Genomic DNA, 18,393 nt, shown 5'->3' on the forward strand with positions numbered 1-18,393 from the left:
TGACAGAGCTAGTTAAGGGATTTCCAGAAATTAAATGATCCAATTTTTAGAGCAAAGATGACGATCGGATTCTTTCCCCCCTGCTCACACTTATTCCTCCTTAGTAGGTCGTTCACCAACTGCGATCGCTAACTCAATTAACACTCCACCCCGGACAACTTGCAGGTTGACGGTTTTACCAATGCGATCGCTACTATTGAGCAACGCCAAAACATCACCTGTATCACCCACAGTTACGCCATCGAACCTTACCAAAACATCGCCAAGCAGCACACCTGCATTATCAGCGGGCCCAGAAGACTCAACATTAACGACAATTACCCCAGTTGTAGAAGTTAAATTGAGAGCTGTTTTCAGATTATTTGGTAAGCGTACAGGTTGCATTCCCACACCCAAGTAGCCTTTTGAAATGCGTCCTTTTGCTACTAATTGGTCAACCACGCGATCGACTGTAGCACTAGGAATAGTCAGAGCAGTACCACGCCGCCCTGATGTATTCATACCTACTATAAAACCAGCAGCATCTACGAGTGGCCCACCTGCAAAACCAGAGTAAAGGGTGATGTCTGGGCGGATAAATTGGTCAATATTTCCGCCATTCATACTGCGCCATGCACCGCTAACTACACTCACTGCACCCATCGCCGCCCTTAAATCACCTTCGCTACCTCTTGCCAGTCCTAACACCAGATGACCAACTTTGAGCGTTTTGGCATCACCAACTTTTGCCCCAGGTATTTCTACATTTTCTAGTTTAAAAACAGCTATATCGGTGCTAGAGTCATGACCAACAAGTGTTACTGGTACAGTACTACCATTTGATAGAGTAATGGTGATATCGTCATAGCGCTGGAGAGACTCATCAGAGGTAACAATGATGCCATTACGCCAGTGAATGCCACTTGGGGAAACACGATTACCCCCATTCACAGCAACCACAGCACTTCCAGCTTGTTCTACAGTGTCAGCTAAACTGTTGGACAAAGCCATTAATGAAGACATAAGATTTTTCCAAAAACATTCTTAGATGTTCATATCGTGTCTTTTTCTCAACACAGATGACATCGGAAAAATGGGGAGAACTCATCCTAGAAAAATGGCTAGGATCGGTAAACTAAAAAGTTTTTTCCCAAAGAGCGATGCCTGCGGCAGGTTACTTTTCTACGGGACACTACGCGAACGTGGAAGCAAGCTACGCGCAGTGTCTCGTAGAGAAGTGCGGGCTTTATTGATCCCCCCTAACCCCCCTTTTTAAGGGGGGAACCGGAATCAAAGTCCCCCTTTTTAAGGGGGATTTAGGGGGATCTAGAACTTTTCACTACCGAGAAGAGGACTTTTCAAACATCCTCTTATACTCTTTTTGAGTTATACGGAGTTTTTTCAAAAATCAAATATGAGTCCTATATAATTACTTATTTATTAGCAGAAATCCACGCAGCTTGAAAAAATTCATACTCACAAAACATCGCATAACGGTAGGTTGAATTTACTACGGCATTGTTAGTAGCATAATTCTCAACTAAAGTTTCTAATTGTTTTATTAGTGATTGAAAGTCTGTGCTGCTGTAAGTACGAATCCAGTCTGCATATTGATGATTAGGAATACCATGAAGAGCCAACTGTTTTCCCAAGAAACCATACAAACGCATACAAGGAGACATCGCCGCAGCAGTCAAACCCACATCTCCACCCCAAGCAGTTGCTAACAAAAAATCAGTATAGCGGCGGGTGGCATAGCCAGCTTCCACAGAATGTAAATTCACTCCCCACTGGGAAGCATAGCTACTATGCAACCGTAGTTCTTCTAAAACTGAACTCGCTAAGTTATGAAATGTGGTAAAACCTAACCAGTCTGGTGCTTTAGCTGCGGCGATACTGTACGTCCGCGCAAAAGCTTCTAAGAAAAAAACATCTTGCCCCACGTAGTAGGCAAATTTTACCTGCTCAAGAATACCATTGCCAATGCCTTGAACGAAAGGATGCTCTAGGCAAGCTTGGGCTAAGTCTTGATTTGCTGCCCATAATTCGTTAGATAAAGCCATTTGTTAAAAGTCATTTGTCAACTGTTATTTAATGGTATAGGAGTCCGGTTTGATTTCTGTTCGCGCAGCGTGGCGTAGCTATATTTGCTTGGCGGTGGCTCTGTCCTGTTTTGATCTTCTGAAAGTTGTTCCCTACCTAAAGGCTTATAGCACTCGGCATACCTTCGCTACTTGCGCGATCGCATTTGGGGTATCGCCGGAAAAGGTAGCCTACTGGATCGGCGATAACGTCCAAACAGTTTTGCGGTACTACTGTCACCCAGATGTCACCAAATCTGAGTGTCCAGATTTTTAAATGCTACTCACCTGCTACTCAAAAATGGGCTAAAAATCCTTGTAATCTAGTTGGGTGGCAATTCTAAACTCATTTCACCTAATAACCCCTTACGAAAATCTGTTAAAAGTTGCCTTGCAGCACGCTCTACATCACCTTTGTAACGATGCTCTGCTAAAGCATGTAGATAAGTATCCCCAGTGTCTGAGGTCGAATCGAGTTGATAGCGGGACAGTAATGGTTTCCTCGGTAACAAATCTGTAGTTACAGCTTCCAAGTAGTTGAATAAATCCACTAAGGCTGCTGCTACTAGCTGATTATCGTAAGATGCTTCGCCGATATCATCACAAATGGCTAGTTTCAATGCTGCGTCTTGGTCTTCCAACCTTAGAGGGATGACACCAGGAGCATCTAACAATTCCAAATGTTCAGAAATTCGCACCCAGCGTAATTGGCGAGTTACCCCAGGACGGGCTGCACTTTCCACTACTCGCCGTCCCAAAAGGCGGTTAATCAAAGCCGATTTACCAACATTGGGAAAACCAATTACCACAGCCCGGACTGGACGAGGTAACATTCCGCGATCGCTTCTTCTTTGATTGAGTTCTACTCCGGCCGCTTGCGCTGCCCGCGCCACTTCTGCTATACCTTTACCATGTTGAGCGTTGGTAAAATAAGGGACTTCCCCTTGACGTTTAAACCAATCTATCCACAGCGATCGCATTTGCGGCGTAATCATATCTACTCGGTTAAGTATCAATACCCGTGTCTTACCCTCTACCCACTCACCTATTTGGGGATGATGAGTCGCTAAGGGAATTCGGGCATCTCGTACCTCAAATACCACATCTACGCGCTTAAGCTGTTCTTTTAGCTTCTTTTCCGCTTTCGCAATGTGACCTGGATACCATTGAATTACGTTTAATCTATAGTTTTGAGTTATAGCCATTTTTTTATTTGTCCTTTGTCCTTTGTTATTTGTCCTTTGTCCTACCCTGCGGGAAGCCGCAGAAGCGTCTATGTCATTTGTCCAAAACCAATGACTAATGACAAATGACTAATGACTTTCTGTAGTAGCAGCTTGATGTAAAATCAGACGATTGCCATCAGGGTCATAGGCATAAATTTCTCTGCCGTGAGAAGCAGTGGAAATAATTCCTGGTGGAGGATAGCCTAAAGCTGTTAGGTGAGCGATCGCATCTTTTAAGTTACTCACTTCTAAACACAAACTTATCTTACTTTTGGCGTAGACACCAAGTGCGCTGTCGTTAGACATCGCTTCAAATTCCGATTCGTTTGTCTTCTTGGGTTTAAAAATACCTAATCGCATACCAACCAAATTAAACTCAGCATAGACATTCGGAATCAAAATAACTGCTTTTTGCTCCAGAAATTTAGTATAAAAATCTACTAATTTATCAAAATTAACCGACCCTAGAGTGACAAATGCGTTAGTGTACTCGAAAACCATATTTGCCTATTGCCTGTTGCCTATTGCCTATTGCCTTATCCCAACATCTTAATTTTGGCTAAAGTATTGTGACTAACTAATAACTCTGAGCAAATATTGTGTCAATGTAAAGGCATCTACACCCAATTCAGTCCGCTCTTGGGCTGCCAAAATCCCGGCTTGTGAATGCCACCAAGCGGCAGTTGCCACAATATCTTCTACAGAAATCTGTTTAGTTGCGGCTTGTGCCAACAATCCACCTAGTAGCCCAGTTAATACATCACCGCTACCTCCACGTGCCAGAGCGGGTGTGCTTTCAGTAATCATCCAAATGCCACCTTGAGGGTTTGCGATCGCAGTTCTCGCCCCTTTCAATAACACCACCGCCCCACTTTGTAGGGCTGCTTCCTGTGCTGATTTCACCCTGTCATGTTTAGCATCAGCGACATCAGGAAACAATCGCTGGAATTCACCAGTGTGGGGTGTGAGTACGGTTATGGCAAGACGTTTTTTTAAAGTGGCGATCGCTCCCATTTGTGCCAAAATATTTAAACCATCGGCATCGAGAATCAAAGGGCGATCGCTTTTTATGACCTCTTGCACAATGGGAGTAGCATCTCGTGTTAAACCAGGGCCACAAGCGATCGCATTAAAGGAAGTCAGATCGGTTTTTTCGGGTAATTGCAATTGAGCGATGGCTCCGCCAACACCTTCGGTGAACGCTCCACTTTCCGTCTCTGGACAACCGACGATTAGCGCTTCTGGCAAGTGCGACACCAAAAGAGATTTTAGCGATTCGGGCACAGCAATAGAAAGCATCCCCACACCACTAGCCCTAGCACCCAAACCAGTTAAAATTGCTCCACCGGCATAGCGCCGCGAACCGCAAATCAGGAGTAAATGTCCTTCTTTATATTTGTGGGTAACTGGTGGACGAGGTAAGGGTAAAGTAGCCAGTGCCGTTGCTGGTGTAATACGTTTAATGCTGGGTGCATCTTTGAGAACAGCTTCTACATCAGCTAAAGGAATATCAAAATCGATTAACTCAGCTTTGCCAACATATTCCAGCGCCCGATCTTGGAAGAAAGCTAGTTTCCATAAACCCAAGCAAAAAGTGTGAGTGGCGCGAATGGCAGTTCCTAATACTTCGCCTGTGTCGGTGTGTAAACCTGAAGGTAAATCAATACTATAAATCGGCACAGACAATTCATTTAGCTGATTAATTGCAGAGGCAATAGGATCAGTCAGGTTTTTTTCTAAACCAAACCCAAACAAGCCATCAATCAACAAATCAGAATCTGGCAGTTGCTCAATTGTTTGATAAATTGGAATGCCCAAACTCTGAGCATACTGCAAGTGCTGCGAAGTTAATTCCTTAAACTTAGAGAAAGGAGAATAAATCCAAATCTCATACCCACGAAAGTGTAATTCACGGGCTACTACTAAAGCATCCCCACCATTATGACCAGGGCCGACAAGAATTCCAACACGAGATCCCACCGCTTGCGGCAACTCCTTTTTACGGGGAATTGGGGGGATCGCTTGAATCCGACGGGCAACTAATCCCGCCACCTTTTCCATTAAAGCTACTACAGGCATTCCTGCTGCAAAGATCCGATCTTCAATATCGCGCATCTGCCCAGCAGTCACTATTACTTGTGAAATTTTTTCTTGCCTTTGCATCAGCCCTAAGTCCTATTAGCGATCGCGGGGTATTTAGCCCGTGCTAAATTATAACTTTTAGGTTAATTGAAACTCTTGCAGAAACAGCATTAACTAACGCCAAAATCTTCTCTCTCCTCACTCTGCGTTCTCTGCGCCTCTGTGGTTAATTCATTTCTTGGACAATTTCTAACCGTGACTAATCCATGTATTCCTAGCGTTGTGATTATTCCTCCCAGTAATCCCCAAGTCCCATCAGCAAATACATTAATGCGATGAATGTAGGTGCAATGATAGGCATACTCTCAATACGGTTCGGTTAAGGCAAGAGACGCGATAAATCACCGTGTCTACAAAGGACTGAATTATTGTAAAAACGGCGATTTATCGCGTCTTTGTGATCTAGGGCGTGTCCCATTAATTTTGAGGGATAAGAGAACGAACCGCAAAGGACGCAAAGAGCGCGAAGGAAGAAAAGTTAAGAATGAGTTCACCCATTATATTTAATGGGACAGAACACTAGGTTTACCTGCTCAATGCTGACATAGCAAGAATCTTTGTGTTACAACTTGGCAGATCAATTTGATACATGGAGCGGGTGAATCAAATTTTGGGAATAATCCTCATAGTGTTTGAAGGCATCGTTTTAGTTAGGCTCACGCTATGAGAGCGCGATTTCTAGGTAAAAATCTGATTTTTGGCTGTTTATTTCTTGTATTTTCCTGTATATTGTGGATTTGTTTGTCATTAATTCCAGTACACGCAACTTCCGCAGGGTCTATTGATACTCTGCGACAACAGCAGCAACAAATGAATCGGCAGCGTCAGAGTGTGGTTAACGATCGCGATCGCTTAACAAATCTCCAACAAGAGGCCCAAAAACACCTCACTGGTTTAAAGCAAAATCTGCAAACTACAGATAGCTACATTCAAGAGAGCGAATCTCGATTACAACTTGCCACCCAACGCCTCCAGCAGTTGGAAACTGATTTAGCTGTAGCAGAACGTTCCTACGAGGAGCGGCAAATAGCAACAGTAGCACGATTGCGTTATCTCCAGCGATCGCCTGCATCTGTTGGCTGGGCAGTTTTGCTCCAAAGTGAAAATATCAGCGATTTTATCAGTCGTCGTCATCAGTTGAAATTAGTGTATCAGGCAGACGAGCAAATTTTGGTGAAACTCAACGCCCAAGCAAACCTGATAAATCAACAAAAAACGGGCATAGAACAACAAAAAAACGAAATTGCCTTGATTCGTGAGCAATTACTAGCACAAAAAGCCGGTTATCAAACTCAGGCGGAGTCACAATCAGAATTGATTCAACGCCTCAATAGCGATCGCCTGGCCTTGGAAGCAGCGCAAAACCAGCTAGAGAGGGAATCCAAAAATCTGGAAGCCTTGATTCAAAAAAAGGTAGGAGAAGCCAGAGCAACAGAAGAGGCGCAAACAAAAACCAACAGCCGGACAAGTGTGATCATTCGAGGAACCGGTGTAATGGCATATCCTAGCGACGCTTCTACTAGTAGTCCCTTCGGCTGGCGGATACACCCAATCCTTGGCTATCGTCGCTTTCATGCCGGGTTAGATTTTGCCGCTAGCTATGGTAGTAAAATTCGGGCAGCCGATTCAGGCAGAGTGATTTTTGCTGGGTGGTATGGTGGTTATGGCAGAGCGGTAATTATTGACCACGGCAATGGCATTACTACACTCTATGGACATACCAGCGAGTTGTATGTTTCTGAAGGACAAGCCGTTGAACGCGGACAAGCGATTGGTGCTGTAGGTTCCACAGGTTTCTCAACTGGGCCCCACCTCCACTTTGAAGTCCGTCGGAATGGTACACCAGTAGACCCAGCTAATTATCTGTGAACTTAATAAACCAAGTTTTTCTAGGCTGCAAATTCTATCATAGACGTGCTATAATGGGGGAGGTTAAGGGCGCGTGGCTCAGTGGATAGAGCAACAGATTCCGGTTCTGTGGGTCGGGGGTTCAAATCCCTCCGCGCTCGTTTTTTGTTTTTCGATTGACAATTATTATCTAGGCTATATCTACTCAAGCAGATAAGCTTATTTTGCCACAGCTACGCTTTCTTTGGTTAAGACTGGACGTGCTGATAGAAAATCCGTTTAACGTTTTCTGCACAGATGATATAAAGTCCAACAATTGCTGCCAGCACCAAAAGGAATTCAATGGGTAAAGGTTGGAACCCTAGTAAACTTGCAACTGGACTATAAGGAATCAGGAGGGTAGCAATGGCGATCGTGATCGTTGCCGTCAATAAGTACTTTCCTGGCTTGCTCGTGAGGATAGATTGCCGTGTCCGAATTACCAGCACAATCATAGACGCAGAAATCACTGATTCCATAAACCAACCGGTTCTAAATTGCGCTGAGTTGGCGTGCAGCAGCAATAGGAATGCCGCAAAGGTGAGGTAATCAAAGACTGAACTCAGCAGCCCAAACACCACCATAAAGTTACGGATAAATGCTATGTTCATCCGCCGGGGTTTGTTGACCATTTCCCGGTCTACGCGATCGGTTGCGATCGTCATTTCTGGGAAATCGGTCAACAGGTTTGTGAGCAAAATTTGGCTGGGTAGCAAGGGTAAGAAGGGTAGAACCAGGGAAATACCTGCCATGCTAAACATATTGCCGAAATTAGCACTTGTTGCCATAAACACGTATTTGAGCGTATCAGCAATATCTGCTTTTGGTGGATCGAAAAGAGCAAGATAACCCAAAAACGTCATGTTTGTTTCATCGTCTTTGGTGAATGAATTGCGATTGTCGTCAGACGACACGCAAGCTACGCAGTTGCGGTAAGCCACCCCTAAGACCCGAAACCCTTCACTACCAAGTTCCTCTGCCCGTTGTTGAATTTTGTCCTGCTGTATAGTAATATCAATTGTCTTTCCGTCACCAGTTTCGACGGTTGAGCAAACATCAAGAATTGCCTTTAGCGCCCCTTTGCTGACAATCAGATTCTTATTATCTTTCTTCAACAGAATACTTAGACGTTTGCGATTGAAATCATAAGGTACTTCATCTAGTTTCTGATAGGCAGAAATGTCAAATTGCTTGTGCTGACGAATTGCGGCATCGATGGGATTTACATAACCTGATTCAGACGCAGCATTCAAATAGGCTAAAGCAAAACGCGAGTCGCCTGCGGCGAGGCTCCGCCAACGCTCTCTTTCCCCTCCACATCAACCGCAGCGTGAATTTTCACTTCCCCTTCCGTCAGCGTGCCCGTTTTATCTGTACAAAACACGTTCATGCTGCCAAAATTTTCAATCGCAGACAGTCGTTTCACAATCACCTGCTTTTTCGCCATTTGTTTAGCACCGCGAGCCAAGTTAACGCTAACAATCGCGGGCAACAATTGGGGAGTCAGACCGACTGCAAGCGCTAGGGAGAATAGAAAAGATTGTAGAACAGGACGTTGCAAGTAGACGTTGGCGACAAAAATTAGAACAACCAAAATCAACGTCACTTCCATGAGAAAATAGCCAAACTTGCCCAGTCCCCTTTCAAATTCGGTTTTGGGTGGTCTGAGTTTCAGGCGTTCTGATACCTTGCCAAATTCAGTCTGCTTTCCTGTCTGCACCACAACCGCTTTCGCTGTACCACTGATTGCGTTAGTCCTAAAGGGTGTTTGTTCGCTGGCTGAGTCCGACTTCGTTCGGCAATACGCCACCCAGTTTGTCAGCAGGATAGGTTTCTCCCGTGAGTGCTGCTTCATTCACTGACAGATCCTTCGACTCTAAAATCAGGCAGTCACCAGGGATACTATCGCCAGCAGCAAGCAACACAATGTCACCCGGAACCACCTCCTCATTAGAGATTTCTTGAGATTGACCATCTCTCAAAACTATGGCTTTTACTTGCACTAAAGCCAGTAGCTTCGTTACGGCATCTCTAGCTCCCCGCTCTTGCCAAAATCCTAATAGCCCACTAATTAGTATGATCGTCAGAATAATAATAGTATCAATGACATCTCCAAGAAAACTGGAGAGAATAGCAGCTGCCATTAAAATCAAAATAATCGGACTCTTAAACTGGTTCAGCAACAGGAGTAGTGTGGATGACTGTCGCTTTTGCTTCAGACTGTTTGCACCATATTGAGTGAGCCGTTGCTGCGCCTCTTGGCGACTCAAACCCTGGTGGCTACTCTTGAGCTGATCTAATACCTGTTCGGCAGGTAGGCTCCAAAATGAGGGGATGACTTGAGGCATAGATGTCAGTATCCAATTTTTTTAAATCCTGAATAGATAACCTTGCTGATCTACACTGAACATCTGCACAACGATTGGATACTGTTACGAGAATATCCGCTCTCACCGCATCTATTGGCAATGTCTCACGTTTGGCAGTCTAGGCGATGGCAAGCAGTATGAAATTGCAGCGAAAGGAGCGCCGGAAGCGATCGCGGATCTCTGTCATTTCACGCCCCAACAGCAGAAAATTATGGCAGCCCAAATCAGTGAAATGGCCAATCAAGGATTGCGTGTATTAGGCGTTGCCAAAGCCTCCCTTGTTGATGCGCCACCGCCATTTTTAACGCCTCATCCGTCACTTAATCCAAATCATTTACCCGATGAGCAACATGACTTTCCTTTTCAATTTCTCGGATTGGTAGGACTGTCTGATCCAGTGCGTCCAAACGTTGCGGCGGCAATTCAAGAATGTTATACCGCAGGTATTCGAGTTGTGATGATTACGGGTGATTATCCCGGAAGAACCCGCAGAAGCAACGGTGATGCAGCGTCCTCCTCGTCACCCCAAAGAACCATTATTTGGTAGGAAAACTTTAGGATTGGCAGTGCTACAAGGGGTGGGAATTTTGGTAATTGTTCTTGCCATCTTTGTGGTGGCGCTATATCGCCGACAAGGTGAACTTGATGCCCGTGCCTTAACGTTTACGACGTTGATTTTGGCAAATAGTTTTAGCCTTAACTGAACTGTATTGCAAGATAAAAGTGAAGTTCAACGAGGGATGTCTAAGACGGGCTACGCCTACGCACCAATCATAAAATAGGGAGTAGATTGTTTACCACTCCCTACTCGCTCTATGCTTCAATAACTACCCGCAAATTGCCCCGTTTTTTCGCAACGCGACAAGCAGTAGTTGTACCAGAACGCTCGAATTCTAAATCGAGAATGGTGGGGCCGACTCGCAAATTGTGAAATGATAGGCGATTAATCGATTCTGGCAAAGCAGGGTCGATTATTCGCAAGCAGTTATTTTGAGCATCAGGCACCAAGTTGACCATCATTTGCAGCAGTTGGAAGATACTACCAGTCGCCCAAGCTTGGGGAGTGCAAGCAACTGGATACTGCACAGGGGCATTATCACCGTTCCGTTCGTAGCCGCAGAAGAGTTCTGGAGGACGTTCATAAGGCTGCTGACTGGTCATATCGAATAAACCTTGGAAAAGTTCTAAGGCTTGATCGATTAGACCGAGCGATCGCAATCCCATTGCAATCAGAGCGTTATCATGGGGCCAAACCGAACCAATGTGATAACCCATTGGATTGTAAGCGGGTGACAAACTACTCAGGGTACGAATGCCCCAACCATTAAACATATCTGGTGCCCGCAACCGTTCTGCGACACTGTAGGCTCTTTCGTGGGTGAAAAGACCCAAATGCAGACAATGACCAGGGTTTGAGGTAATACTGTCTACAGGTTTACCATCTCCATCCAAAGCCAAGGCGCAGAAATCCTGGTCTTCTACCCAAAAATCTCGATTAAAACGAACCTTGAGACTTCTAGCCTCTTCTTGCCAACGATCTGCCAAATCAAGGCGCTTTTTCATTCTCGCTATTTCTGCTAGGCGCATTTTTGCAGCATAGACATAAGCTTGCACCTCACAAAGGGCAATCGGGCCGTTAGCTAATTCTCCCTTATGGTTGACAATGCAGTCGCCAGAGTCTTTCCAACCTTGGTTAGCAAGACCGCGTTTAGATTTACGGTAGTAGCTGAGGTAACTGGTTTGTTTGGTATTGCGATCGATCCAGTCCATTGCTGCTAAAGCATTTGGCCAAAGTAACTCTAGGAGTTCTTGGTCGTGAGTCCAAGCATAATGTTCGGCATACAGCATTAGCCACAGGGGAGTCGCATCAACTGTACCGTAGTATGGCGTGTGAGGAATTTCTTGACAACGAGCCATTTCTCCCAAACGTAACTCGTGCAAAATCTTACCCGGTTCTTCTTCGCGCCATTCGTCGTCGATTTTGCCTTGGTATGTCGCCAGTAATATTAGGGTTTCTTTGGCGATTTGCGAGTTTAACATCAGGGTTTGGGAAGCTGTAATCAGCGAATCCCGCCCAAATAGTGTAGAAAACCACGGTACTCCAGCCGAAACTGTCTTATGCTTTCCAAAAGATTGGCGCAACAAATACATATCTTGCTCGGCCCGCTCAATCACTCGATTGAAAGTGCTTTTATCTGAGCTAATGCGGGTAATTTGCTGTACCCAGTGTTGCTCCTCCATCAACTCAGCAGCTTTCGCCTGTCCTAAAGTAATGGCGGCGCTTACAGTTGAACTAGATTGGTTGTTTTTCAACATATTCACCCGATAACCCAGCTTTTGGGTTTCGTGAGAAGCCAACTCTAGCTGCCAAACCGCAGTGTAACCTTTGAAATAGTCTGGTTGACGATGCTGGAATAAAATCCGAGATTCCATCACCGAACCATCCAAACCTTGATAGGCAAGTGTTAAGGATTGTTCCCTAAAAGTTGATGGGTCTTTAGGTAATGGTGAAACGCCATCGACAATTCCTTCTTCAGTCGTGGGTTCTAGTAGACGTAAAAGCCTACCGCGTTTTTCTCTGTCATAACCCCGGACTTCAAATAAATCAACAAAATCTGCATCGAAGCTGATACTTAGTTCAAAATTGACAGTTGTTGTGCTGTAGTTAGATACTTCTATTTCTTCAAATAGAGCGCCATTGAGTACTATTTCTCGCCGAATTCCGATAGTTTCGGCTCTTAGGCGTTCGTCAATTCTGGGGTTAGTACACAAAACTGAGAGTGAAAACCCTTTTCCGGCAGTACTACTGAGAAGTACAGGCGATCGCCCTTCAAGTTGCAACTCTAAGCGATTGAGAAATCTCGTATCACAGCAAAACAGCCCCATGCTGGGATTACCCTCACTGAGGGAACAGCCAGAAATATTCCCGATAGTATCTGTCACGAAAAATAAATCATCATCTTTAACCGTCAGTGTCGGTTGTGGTCTTTCACTCACAACACAAGGCCACTCCGGGATAGGTAATTGTTCAGCAGGAATAAAAGTTTTTCCATCCAGGAAAATTTTTTCCGGGGTCATTAGCGTATCCGGTGTCATTAGCCAAAGTTCCGTGTACAGGTCGTAGATTGTTTGTGGTATTCGGAGTAGAGGTCTTTACCCCTCACAACTTGCAGAAAAAAGACTCTTTGTAAAACTTGTTTGAGCTATTCTAGCCAAAATAATTTTTACGTACTGTTGACAAAGTAGCAGTGTCCAAATCTATATAAGTATTGTATAAGTCTAAACTCAAGACTGAAAACTCAGAATTTTTAGATAAGTCCTTAGTTGTCGAACTTTCTCAAGATACAAGATACATAGTATACTCAGCAAAAATGCGATGTTCCCAGTTATATTGGTAAAGCTAGCATTTATTGACTAAACTATTATACGATTTTGTTTTAAATATCTTTGGCGTTAGATTAGAAAAATTTTCCATCATTCAATTGATTGATTAATTTTAATCAATCATTACTGATTAAATTATATGGTATGTAGCAGTAATCGTTTTTGGGTAAGAAAATTCTATTTAGTGAGTGTAAATATTATGACGCACTACGCCAAGGCGTGGACTATCAATCAATGAAGAGTGCTGAGTGCTGAGTGGGTAAAGATTAGTGAATTTAGCAGTTAAAACAATACAAAAATTATGTGGCTGGTACTTAGTAATGAAAGATTTTAGCTGTGCAAGCATATTTCAAAGTTAGTCAAGAATGTATATTGGGCGTAGTAGGTTGTCAATAAATAGATCAATTTGGTAACAAAATGTTGCGCCTGCTTTGGCGAAAAGTGCATTTTAGCGTTCTTTACATATTGCAACTCTCTATTTAACTTGAGAGTGCCTTGGAATTTGTACAATGCAGCTGTGACGTGGATCTTGTCGAGGTTGAGCGTTTAACAATAATTCATGAGCATTTCGACTTCTGTGCTGAGTGATCTGCTAAAGTCCCTACCATACTTGCGGCCCCAGCTATATTTTAAGGCTTCGCTAACAGCGCTCTCCCATGCGATGGAAGATCAAGTTTTGGCTGCGACTTTAGCACAACCCCTTGTAATTGCTAGTTTCCAGCGAGAGCGATTCTACCGCCAAGAAGCTCATCGCTACCTGCGACTTGCCTTGCGGAGTAACCAAATATACGTATTAGCTGCTCCAGAAACGGATTTCGCCAATAGTTCGGAACACTACGAAAAGATCGCTTTTGAGCCAACGGATGGCTTAAATCAAGAGTGGCATTTGGTAGTGATTGCTGACAATTATGCTACTTGTCTGGTTTGCCGGGAAAGTCTTGGTTCCATTGCTAAAAACAAGCAACTACCAGAACTAAGCCCTAATCTGGATATAGACACAGCGCGAAGATTTGAAGGAGTTTGGACATCGGAAAGGGGAGTTAGCCTCAAAGCCGCTGAATTGCTGTTAGACAGGATTTTGGTTTACAGACCAGAACTGGCAAGTAAAATAAACGAGGCACGTCAGAGGTTTAGTATAGGAGAGCCGCGAAGCCACTCTGGAGCAGAACAGATCAACGAATATGCTTGTGACATTGATACAGATCCCTTTGTGCAACGCTTAGTAACTTACTTGCAAGCTAGTCAGTACAAATTGCACAAAGCCTACCGTTCCATTGCGGCCCAAGCACGAAAAGAACGATTAGTCAACTCGATTAGCACAGCCATTCGGCGATCGCTCGATCCTCATGAAGTTCTCCAAGTGGCAGCACAAGAATTAGGACAACACCTAGAAGCTTGTCGCTGTCTAATTTACCGCGCTCAAGCTACAGATAACCAAGCCATAATTGAACACGAGTTTTTGAATCCCGGTATTTTATCGGTTCGTGGGCAAACTTGGGAATTAGAGAAAAATTCCCTGTTTCAGGACATTGTGCAACAAGGCGAAGGTGTTTGTATTAGCGATACGCTAAATGACCCTCGTGTTAACAATTCGCCAGGGCTTTCCTTAATTGCCAAAAAGTTTGCCATTCGTTCTTGGCTGATGGAACCAGTATTTTATCAGGGGCGGTTGTTGGGCATCGTGGAGTTGCATTACTGTGGAATGCCACCGCACGAGTGCCAACCTGGGGAGTTAGATTTGGTAGAAGCGATCGCCACCCAAGTGGGAGCAGCCCTAATTCAAGCGGAAGCCTACGCCAACCTAGAAGAACTTAACCAGCAGCTAGAAGCCCTAGACCGCACCCGCAGCAACCTTATAGCCATCACTGGACACGAACTGCGTACTCCCCTATCCACCATTCAAGTGTGTCTAGAAAGTCTTGCTAGTGAGCCGGATATGCCCTTGGAGTTGCAGCAAATTATGCTCAACACGGCTCTTTCCGACTCAGAACGGATGCGAAAATTGGTACAAGATTTCCTCACGCTTTCCAACTTGGAAAGCGGGCGAGTGCAATGGCATCCAGAATCCCTGACTTTACAAGAGTGTGTGGATTTAGCACTCAGCCGCAATCGCACGCGTTCTTCAACGGAAAAGCCGCCCCAAGTCAAAACTCAAATTGCCGAAAATCTACCTCTAGTAAGGGCTGATGGTGATTGGCTAGTAGAGGTACTGGCAAAACTCATGGACAACGCTTGTAAATTTACGCCACCCCAAGGAGAAATCACCATTAAAGCCATTTCCAACAGCCATCAAATGGTCGAGGTGACTGTGGCTGACACTGGACGCGGCATTGAACCAAATCGCTTAGAAGTAGTTTTTGACCGCTTCTATCAAGAAGAGGGAGCGCTACGCCGCACCACTGGCGGAACAGGACTTGGTTTAGCAATTTGTCGGCAAATTGTGAATGGCTGGGGCGGAGAAATTTGGGCAGAGTCAACTGGCAAAGACCAGGGTAGCCAGTTTCACTTCACCATCCCCATTGTTCAGAATAGCCGCGAGGAAAAGCGGGCAAAAGTCAAGAGTAAATAGTCATGGGGCATGGGGCATGGGGCATTGGTTTTTAACAAATGACAAAGAACAAAGGACAAATGACTAAAAACTGTTACAGTCTATAACGCGATCGCAATATGATCCTGGTTGCAGTGTTAGGATTCCCTAAAAACGTTGAGAGAACAGACTTTATGGCAGAAACACTCTCTGGACAAACCCCACTATTTGCTGGCAGCACTGGTGGCTTGCTCACAAAAGCACAAGTCGAAGAAAAGTACGCTATCACTTGGACTAGCCCGAAAGAGCAAGTTTTTGAATTGCCTACAGGTGGTGCTGCTACTATGCGGAAAGGTGAAAACCTGCTGTATATAGCTCGTAAAGAATATGGTATCGCTTTGGGCGGTCAGCAACTCCGGAAACTCAAAATTACAGATTACAAAGTTTACCGGATTTTACCCAACGGAGAAACCACTTTACTTCACCCAGCTGATGGTGTCTTCCCTGAAAAGGTAAATGAAGGTCGTGACAAAGTGCGTTATGTAGACCGTCGGATCGGACAAAACCCCAGTCCCTCTAAAGTTAAGTTTAGCGGTGTTACAACCTACGACGCTCCGTAATTAGCTTTTAGTAGCTAATGGGTAATTAGTAATGGGTAATTGGTAAGAAAAAGAATTACCCATTACCCATTACCAATTACCAATTACTTTTAAAAAATAATGATTTTTCCGCATTTCTCCCAGTTTTCTGGCCTAGCGCAACAAGGCAACTTCGTACCCGTATATCAAGAATGGGTAGCGGACTTAGATACGCCCGTATCTGCTTGGTATAAAGTTTGTGCAGGTCAGCCCTATAGCTTTTTGTTGGAATCGATAGAAGGTGGGGAAAAACTAGGACGCTATAGTTTAGTGGGCTGCGATCCGCTTTGGGTTTTGGAAGCAAGGGGCGATCGCACCACCCAATTAAACCGCGATGGTTCGCAGGTCGTTTTTGCGGGCGATCCTTTTACAACTTTAGCCGAGTGTTTAGCGCCTTATCACCCAGTCAAGTTACCACAGCTACCACCAGGGATTGGCGGTTTATTTGGGTTTTGGGGCTATGAATTGATTAACTGGATTGAGCCGCGCGTGCCAATCTATCCACCAGATGAGCGAAATATCCCTGATGGATTGTGGATGCAGGTAGACCACCTGTTGATTTTTGACCAGGTGAAGCGAAAAATTTGGGCGATCGCTTATGCTGATTTACGTGACCCCAATGTAGATTTACACGCAGCCTATCAACAAGCGTGCGATCGCGTCACCCAAATGCTCGAAAAGCTATCTCTCCCCCTATCGCCCGAAAAAACTCGGTTGGAATGGAAACCGCCAGGGAACAGAGAGGCAGAGGAGCAGGGGAGCGGAGGGGCAGAGGAGTATAAAAGTAATTTTACTCGTCCTGATTTTTGTGCCAGTGTCCAAAAGGCCAAAGACTACATCAAAGCAGGCGATATCTTTCAAGTAGTAATTTCTCAACGACTATCAACACCATACACAGGCGACCCCTTTGCCCTTTACCGCTCCCTACGTCAGATAAATCCTTCGCCTTACATGGCTTACTTTAACTTCCGAGATTGGCAAATCATTGGTTCTAGTCCTGAAGTGATGGTGAAAGCCGAAACTGCTCCAGATGGGGGAGTTATAGCAACGGTACGCCCCATTGCTGGGACACGTCCACGCGGTAAAACTACCCAACAAGATGCAGCATTCGCTCAAGATTTACTCGAAGATCCCAAGGAAGTTGCCGAACACGTGATGCTTGTAGATTTAGGGCGGAATGATTTGGGGCGTGTTTGTCAAAATGGTAGCGTCAAAGTTGATGAATTAATGGTAGTTGAGCGCTACTCCCATGTGATGCACATTGTCAGCAATGTTGTGGGTAAATTAGCACTCGATAAAACAGCATGGGATTTATTGAAAGCTTGCTTCCCAGCAGGTACGGTAAGTGGCGCACCCAAGATTCGGGCGATGGAAATTATCCACGAGTTAGAGTCTAGTCGGCGCGGTGTTTATTCTGGTGTATATGGATATTACGATTTTGAAGGACAATTAAATACTGCGATCGCAATTCGCACAATGGTAGTACATGACAAGACGGTTAGCGTACAAGCTGGCGCAGGTTTAGTGGCTGATTCTGAGCCAGAAAAAGAATACGAAGAGACGTTGAATAAAGCTAGAGGTTTATTAGAAGCAATTCGTTGTTTGCGTTGAACTGGGGGCTAGTAGTAACAGAACTTTGCCTAGCTTTAACAGGTAATTGAAGTTCTGCGGCTCATAATTAAAATCCGCTCAAGTGTTCAAAATACAGCAGATTGCAACTTGGTGAGGTACAGACAATCATAGGGGCAATTCATGAATTGCCCCTACCTGTACTTAATTTACCTGAAATACGCTATAACTAAAATTCTTATTTAGTTATCCGAAAGAAGTGCAATAGAATTTATGCTGTAACGTTTTTGTACTACGCTATGAATTCAAATAAAAGTTATATCTTGATGTAATGGCTTTATAGTTACTATCGCTTGCAATTAATAGCCAACTGATTTTTATTAGTTAGTTGTAAAAGTGGACTTGATACAAGTACAGTAACAGTTCGATTTGCTGTATGAGAATCTAGACCAGACTTTAACAGTTGATTGATTAATATTCTTCTATTTTGAATTACATAGGTTTTACTTTGAACTGCAAGATGTTTGGAAACAATTTCTGCCACTTCTAAGCCCATGTATCCACAATACCGTGACAAATTAGGAAGCTTTA

At 44.4% G+C, this 18,393-nt stretch carries 16 protein-coding genes and 1 tRNA gene; 8 read left to right on the forward strand and 9 right to left on the reverse strand.

The window, feature by feature from the left end; genetic code table 11:
* Positions 1-90: 90 nt before the first annotated feature.
* Positions 91-1,002: a S1C family serine protease gene (locus IQ274_RS21635; RefSeq protein WP_194143383.1), complete on the reverse strand. Its 912-nt coding sequence runs from the start codon at positions 1,000-1,002 to the stop codon at positions 91-93.
* Between the two features lie 410 nt (positions 1,003-1,412).
* Positions 1,413-2,042: a TenA family protein gene (locus IQ274_RS21640; protein WP_163929700.1), complete on the reverse strand. Its 630-nt coding sequence runs from the start codon at positions 2,040-2,042 to the stop codon at positions 1,413-1,415.
* Between the two features lie 49 nt (positions 2,043-2,091).
* On the opposite strand from IQ274_RS21640, the gene IQ274_RS21645 reads away from it, so the two are divergent.
* Positions 2,092-2,337, forward strand: a complete 246-nt coding sequence (locus IQ274_RS21645) for a hypothetical protein (protein WP_228058291.1) — start codon at positions 2,092-2,094, stop codon at positions 2,335-2,337.
* 46 nt (positions 2,338-2,383) lie between these two features.
* Here the strand turns inward: IQ274_RS21645 and ylqF are convergent, their stop codons facing one another.
* The 3 genes from ylqF to IQ274_RS21660 all read right to left on the reverse strand — a co-directional run bounded on the left by ylqF (position 2,384) and on the right by IQ274_RS21660 (position 5,449).
* A complete protein-coding gene (gene ylqF / locus IQ274_RS21650; RefSeq protein ID WP_163929699.1) occupies positions 2,384-3,265 on the reverse strand; it encodes a ribosome biogenesis GTPase YlqF in 882 nt (293 codons plus the stop codon).
* 108 nt (positions 3,266-3,373) lie between these two features.
* On the reverse strand, positions 3,374-3,787 hold the full coding sequence (locus tag IQ274_RS21655) for a VOC family protein (RefSeq protein ID WP_194143384.1): 414 nt from the start codon (positions 3,785-3,787) through the stop codon (positions 3,374-3,376).
* 72 nt (positions 3,788-3,859) lie between these two features.
* Positions 3,860-5,449, reverse strand: a complete 1,590-nt coding sequence (locus IQ274_RS21660) for an NAD(P)H-hydrate dehydratase (protein WP_416209844.1) — start codon at positions 5,447-5,449, stop codon at positions 3,860-3,862.
* 642 nt (positions 5,450-6,091) lie between these two features.
* On the opposite strand from IQ274_RS21660, the gene IQ274_RS21665 reads away from it, so the two are divergent.
* Positions 6,092-7,297, forward strand: a complete 1,206-nt coding sequence (locus IQ274_RS21665) for a murein hydrolase activator EnvC family protein (protein ID WP_194143385.1) — start codon at positions 6,092-6,094, stop codon at positions 7,295-7,297.
* A gap of 67 nt (positions 7,298-7,364) precedes the next feature.
* Positions 7,365-7,437 (forward strand) — tRNA-Arg (locus tag IQ274_RS21670).
* Between the two features lie 87 nt (positions 7,438-7,524).
* Here the strand turns inward: IQ274_RS21670 and IQ274_RS36650 are convergent.
* From IQ274_RS36650 to IQ274_RS37455, 3 genes are read right to left on the reverse strand one after another with little or no spacing between them, the layout of a single operon-like run.
* Positions 7,525-8,568: a cation transporting ATPase C-terminal domain-containing protein gene (locus tag IQ274_RS36650; RefSeq protein ID WP_228058292.1), complete on the reverse strand. Its 1,044-nt coding sequence runs from the start codon at positions 8,566-8,568 to the stop codon at positions 7,525-7,527.
* Between the two features lie 5 nt (positions 8,569-8,573).
* On the reverse strand, positions 8,574-9,170 hold the full coding sequence (locus IQ274_RS37450) for an HAD-IC family P-type ATPase (protein ID WP_265578562.1): 597 nt from the start codon (positions 9,168-9,170) through the stop codon (positions 8,574-8,576).
* Positions 9,073-9,663, reverse strand: coding sequence for an HAD-IC family P-type ATPase (locus IQ274_RS37455; RefSeq protein WP_265578563.1), 591 nt, complete (start codon positions 9,661-9,663; stop codon positions 9,073-9,075). Before IQ274_RS37455 ends, IQ274_RS37450 begins: the two co-directional genes overlap by 98 nt.
* Before the next feature lie 232 nt (positions 9,664-9,895).
* On the opposite strand from IQ274_RS37455, the gene IQ274_RS36660 reads away from it, so the two are divergent.
* Complete coding sequence (locus tag IQ274_RS36660) at positions 9,896-10,231, forward strand: hypothetical protein (RefSeq protein ID WP_228058301.1); 336 nt, start codon at positions 9,896-9,898, stop codon at positions 10,229-10,231.
* Positions 10,188-10,388: a cation transporting ATPase C-terminal domain-containing protein gene (locus IQ274_RS36665; protein ID WP_228058293.1), complete on the forward strand. Its 201-nt coding sequence runs from the start codon at positions 10,188-10,190 to the stop codon at positions 10,386-10,388. Before IQ274_RS36660 ends, IQ274_RS36665 begins: the two co-directional genes overlap by 44 nt.
* A gap of 109 nt (positions 10,389-10,497) precedes the next feature.
* On the opposite strand, the gene IQ274_RS21685 is transcribed toward IQ274_RS36665, so the two are convergent.
* Positions 10,498-12,780, reverse strand: coding sequence for an amylo-alpha-1,6-glucosidase (locus IQ274_RS21685; RefSeq protein ID WP_194143386.1), 2,283 nt, complete (start codon positions 12,778-12,780; stop codon positions 10,498-10,500).
* A gap of 847 nt (positions 12,781-13,627) precedes the next feature.
* Between IQ274_RS21685 and IQ274_RS21690 the strand changes: the two genes are divergently transcribed.
* The 3 genes from IQ274_RS21690 to trpE all read left to right on the forward strand — a co-directional run bounded on the left by IQ274_RS21690 (position 13,628) and on the right by trpE (position 17,844).
* Entirely contained in the window at positions 13,628-15,637 is a 2,010-nt protein-coding gene (locus IQ274_RS21690; RefSeq protein WP_163929695.1) for a DICT sensory domain-containing protein, read from the forward strand.
* A 152-nt stretch (positions 15,638-15,789) separates the two neighbouring features.
* Positions 15,790-16,215: a photosystem I reaction center subunit II PsaD gene (locus tag IQ274_RS21695; RefSeq protein ID WP_163929694.1), complete on the forward strand. Its 426-nt coding sequence runs from the start codon at positions 15,790-15,792 to the stop codon at positions 16,213-16,215.
* A 99-nt stretch (positions 16,216-16,314) separates the two neighbouring features.
* Complete coding sequence (trpE, locus tag IQ274_RS21700; RefSeq protein ID WP_163929693.1) at positions 16,315-17,844, forward strand: anthranilate synthase component I; 1,530 nt, start codon at positions 16,315-16,317, stop codon at positions 17,842-17,844.
* Positions 17,845-18,393: the final 549 nt, after the last annotated feature.

It is taken from the genome of Nostoc sp. LEGE 12447 (genome assembly GCF_015206985.1).
In the GTDB taxonomy this organism is placed as follows: domain Bacteria; phylum Cyanobacteriota; class Cyanobacteriia; order Cyanobacteriales; family Nostocaceae; genus Nostoc.

Excerpts from the sequence above, each read along its gene's own strand:
- IQ274_RS21690 (WP_163929695.1), top strand. The coding sequence starts at position 13,628 with ATGAGCATTTCGACTTCTGTGCTGAGTGATCTGCTAAAGTCCCTACCA.
- IQ274_RS21685 (WP_194143386.1), bottom strand. The coding sequence starts at position 12,780 with ATGACACCGGATACGCTAATGACCCCGGAAAAAATTTTCCTGGATGGA.
- IQ274_RS37450 (WP_265578562.1), bottom strand. The coding sequence starts at position 9,170 with ATGAAGCAGCACTCACGGGAGAAACCTATCCTGCTGACAAACTGGGTG.
- IQ274_RS21655 (WP_194143384.1), bottom strand. The coding sequence starts at position 3,787 with ATGGTTTTCGAGTACACTAACGCATTTGTCACTCTAGGGTCGGTTAAT.
- IQ274_RS36660 (WP_228058301.1), top strand. The coding sequence starts at position 9,896 with ATGGCAGCCCAAATCAGTGAAATGGCCAATCAAGGATTGCGTGTATTA.
- IQ274_RS21665 (WP_194143385.1), top strand. The coding sequence starts at position 6,092 with ATGAGAGCGCGATTTCTAGGTAAAAATCTGATTTTTGGCTGTTTATTT.
- IQ274_RS21635 (WP_194143383.1), bottom strand. The coding sequence starts at position 1,002 with ATGTCTTCATTAATGGCTTTGTCCAACAGTTTAGCTGACACTGTAGAA.
- IQ274_RS21695 (WP_163929694.1), top strand. The coding sequence starts at position 15,790 with ATGGCAGAAACACTCTCTGGACAAACCCCACTATTTGCTGGCAGCACT.
- IQ274_RS21660 (WP_416209844.1), bottom strand. The coding sequence starts at position 5,449 with ATGCAAAGGCAAGAAAAAATTTCACAAGTAATAGTGACTGCTGGGCAG.
- trpE (WP_163929693.1), top strand. The coding sequence starts at position 16,315 with ATGATTTTTCCGCATTTCTCCCAGTTTTCTGGCCTAGCGCAACAAGGC.
- ylqF (WP_163929699.1), bottom strand. The coding sequence starts at position 3,265 with ATGGCTATAACTCAAAACTATAGATTAAACGTAATTCAATGGTATCCA.
- IQ274_RS21640 (WP_163929700.1), bottom strand. The coding sequence starts at position 2,042 with ATGGCTTTATCTAACGAATTATGGGCAGCAAATCAAGACTTAGCCCAA.
- IQ274_RS36665 (WP_228058293.1), top strand. The coding sequence starts at position 10,188 with ATGCAGCGTCCTCCTCGTCACCCCAAAGAACCATTATTTGGTAGGAAA.
- IQ274_RS37455 (WP_265578563.1), bottom strand. The coding sequence starts at position 9,663 with ATGCCTCAAGTCATCCCCTCATTTTGGAGCCTACCTGCCGAACAGGTA.